Raw genomic sequence first — 3,134 nt, forward strand, 5'->3', positions numbered from 1 at the left:
AACGACCGCTGTTCCATCGCAATCCGCCCCGTGCGCCGAGGGGAGATGGAATCATAAAATCAGCAAGCGCGGTAGGTTCTTGCGGGTGTCCAGCTAAAGGATCTGCGCGGCCCAATGCGTGATCTGCTTCGGCTTCCAGTCAATGCGAAGTTGCTCGAAGACGGCGCTGAGAACTTCAAGGTCGACGTGAAACTTGAACGATGGGCAAAACGAGCGAGCACCGCTTTGCGTAATGCGCCCTCCCCTTGGCGAGCCCCACTGTCAGAACGGCTGCTGCTGTACAGTGCAACGCTCCCGCCATTCGCGGAAAATGACGTTCTCGACAAGGAAACGGTTCTGACGGCTCACAGGACAGACCTGCTGAAATGGACGTTCTATTCTCTTTTCCGCACCAAGCACTGGCGGATCGGTCGCAACTTGATCGAGCGATTCAACATCAGGGATGACAAATTCCCTAACTGCGATGAAGACGATCCGACCTCAGAGACTTTCACTGTCCCAAGGATTCATCATGAGGTCGCAGGCTCCGCCAAGTTTCAGAGGATAACGGACCTGCCCCTCGAGAAATTGCTGATGGTCTCGATGCACGCCCGCACGAACCTGTTTCTCATCCAGCACGATCTGCATTGGGCGGTCCCACTGGGTCACTGGGCGATGGCGATCGCCGATCTCGACGCGGGGCGCGAGACCCATATCACGATGTGGATGGCCGAAATCTACGAAGAGCAGCGACTACGGCAGCTCTGCGATGACAGCGAGAACCCTTTTACCAGCCCATCAAACATGATCTTTCAATGGCTGCACAGTGTCTGCGGCGATGTTGAGAATTTTGCGGAGCAGATGGCCAAGATATGCAAGGGGGTAGTTCGAGGGTTTCCGGCCCGCAGCGGATGCCTCGTGAAGGTTGCGATCGATCGTCCAGGCATCAGGACGTTGGTTCAAGAAGAGCTGGAGGATGAGGAAGACGAAGCACTCCAAGCGACGCAGTTCGCCTGAGTGCATGGGCGTTGTTCCCAGATTCGGCTCTAGCCCCCTTGGATAACATGGTGAACTTGGAAGGCCTCCCCTTTGGAGGTCGCCATGGCCAAACGGCCGAAGTCAAATCCGGGTACCCCAGCTTCCGAAGCTGTAGTCGTCGGCGAGGGCTTGCCGATCAACGCCGATCCCGATCGGCGCCAAGTCGTCTCTTCTAAGGCCGAGCACGCCATCATTCGGCTGGCTCGCCTGCTGGGGCGCCAGATCGCGCGCGAGCAGCATGAGAATGTGACGGAGGGATCATCGCCCCCTATTGGAAGGCAACTCCTTGAAGGGGGCGGCCGCGATATCGATCTTGCTTAAGCCAAGCAGCGGCTTCATGCTGAGGCTCCTCCCCCACCCGATGGAATCCTGACGATGCGCGTCGCCATCTACGCCCGCTACTCGTCGGACCATCAGCGCGCAGCGTCGATCGACGATCAGTTTCGGATCTGCCGGGAGCAGGCGAAGCGCGAGGGCTGGCAGGTCGTGGGCACCTACAAGGACGCAGGGGTTTCAGGCGCCAGCATGATCCTGCGGCCCGGCATCCAGATGCTGCTGCGGGACGCCCAGTCCGGTGTGTTCGATCGCGTGCTGGCAGAGGCGCTTGATCGCATTTCGCGCGACCAGGCCGACGTGGCGACCTTCTACAAGCACCTTAAGTTTGCCCGTGTGCCGATCGTCACGCTGGCCGAGGGCGAGATCAGCGAGCTGCATGTCGGGCTCAAAGGCACGATGAACGCACTCTTCCTCAAGGATCTCGCCGAGAAGACCCGGCGCGGCATGAGCGGGCGTGTCGAGGGTGGCAAATCGGGCGGCGGGCTCTGCTTCGGCTACAAGGTGGTGAAGCAGGTCGATGGCCGCGGCGAACCGGTCCGAGGCCACCGCAAGATTGACGAGCGCGAGGCGGAGATCGTACGCCGCATTTTCCGGATGTTCGTTGCTGGCGTCGCCCCGCGCACGATCGCGCGCTCGCTGAACGATGAGGGGATTTCCGGTCCCGGCGGCAAGCCCTGGGGCGACACCACGATTCGCGGCCATGTGAAGCGCGGCACCGGCATCGTCAACAACGAGCTCTATGCCGGCCGGCTGATCTGGAACCGGCTGCGCTATGTCAAGGATCCCAAGACCGGCAAGCGTGTCTCTCGTCTGAACCCGGAGACGGACTGGATCGTGAAGGACGTCCCCGAGCTCCGTATCGTCGATGGCGAACTCTGGCATGCAGCTCGAGCGCGCCAAAGCGAGATCGCCGAGAAGTTTGCGAAGGTCACTGAGGGCGTGCGGAAACATCACCGGCAGAACCGTCTCAATGGCGCGAGGCGGCCACGATCGCTGCTCTCTGGCCTGATCGCCTGCGGCTGCTGCGGCGGCCCGTACGCCCTCCGTGGCGCCGATCGCTTTGCCTGCTCGAACCATGTCGGCAAGGGGACCTGTGACAACAGCCGTACGATTCCGCGCATCGACCTGGAGGCCCGTGTCGTGGCCGGGCTGAAGGACCGGATGCTGGCGCCGGAGGTCGTCGAGGAGGCGATGCGGGCCTATGCTCTGGAGACCAACAGGGTGAACCGCGAGCGGCGCGCCAATGGCGACGCCTGGCGCGTCGAGATCGGCAAGGTGGAGAAGCAGATCGGACAGATCGTCGAGGCCATTGCCGATGGCATGTATCACCCTTCGATGAAGGCGAAGATGACTGGGCTCGAAGCGCGCAAGCAGGAGCTGACCGCCCTGCTCGCGGATGCGCCTGCGGACAAGCCGGACCTGCTGCCGAACGCAGCGGCGATCTACGCGCAAAAGATCGAAGCCCTGGCGGAAGCCCTGAACCAGTCAGAAGAGCGAGCCGAGGCCGCTGAGGCCCTTCGCATACTGATCGAGAAGATCGTGCTGACGCCGGGCCCGGCGCGCGGCGAGGTCTATGCGATGCTGCATGGAGAGTTGGCGACCATCCTGGAGTGGACGGAGCGGCAAGCCCTTGGGAAGGCTCCAAAAACAAACACTCCCGGAGCTGGGCTCGCGGGAGTGTCTGCATCAGTGGTTGCGGGGGCCAGATTTGAACTGACGACCTTCAGGTTATGAGCCTGACGAGCTACCGGGCTGCTCCACCCCGCGTCAACGTTTTTGGC

Annotated in this window: 3 protein-coding genes and 1 tRNA gene; 3 read left to right on the forward strand and 1 reads right to left on the reverse strand. The window is 61.7% G+C overall.

What is annotated here, in order from left to right:
• Positions 1 to 114: 114 nt before the first annotated feature.
• The 3 genes from BW981_RS22125 (at position 115) to BW981_RS22130 (ending at position 3,087) form a co-directional block, all read left to right on the forward strand.
• Positions 115 to 996, forward strand: coding sequence for a hypothetical protein (locus BW981_RS22125; protein WP_076443150.1), 882 nt, complete (start codon positions 115 to 117; stop codon positions 994 to 996).
• A gap of 84 nt (positions 997 to 1,080) precedes the next feature.
• On the forward strand, positions 1,081 to 1,338 hold the full coding sequence (locus tag BW981_RS22855) for a hypothetical protein (RefSeq protein WP_139333910.1): 258 nt from the start codon (positions 1,081 to 1,083) through the stop codon (positions 1,336 to 1,338).
• Between the two features lie 54 nt (positions 1,339 to 1,392).
• The gene (locus BW981_RS22130) at positions 1,393 to 3,087 is read left to right on the forward strand and encodes a recombinase family protein (RefSeq protein ID WP_076443152.1); all 1,695 of its coding nucleotides are present in this window, start codon (positions 1,393 to 1,395) and stop codon (positions 3,085 to 3,087) included.
• Here the strand turns inward: BW981_RS22130 and BW981_RS22135 are convergent.
• Positions 3,044 to 3,120, reverse strand: a tRNA-Met gene (locus BW981_RS22135). The two genes, BW981_RS22130 and BW981_RS22135, sit on opposite strands and share 44 nt — an antisense overlap.
• Between the last annotated feature and the right edge of the window lie 14 nt (positions 3,121 to 3,134).

Origin of the sequence: Allobosea sp. TND4EK4, from assembly GCF_900156025.1 — a bacterium.
Lineage (GTDB): Bacteria > Pseudomonadota > Alphaproteobacteria > Rhizobiales > Beijerinckiaceae > Allobosea.

Coding starts and splice junctions, on each gene's coding strand:
- BW981_RS22125 (WP_076443150.1), top strand. CDS start 115: ATGCGTGATCTGCTTCGGCTTCCAGTCAATGCGAAGTTGCTCGAAGAC.
- BW981_RS22855 (WP_139333910.1), top strand. CDS start 1,081: ATGGCCAAACGGCCGAAGTCAAATCCGGGTACCCCAGCTTCCGAAGCT.
- BW981_RS22130 (WP_076443152.1), top strand. CDS start 1,393: ATGCGCGTCGCCATCTACGCCCGCTACTCGTCGGACCATCAGCGCGCA.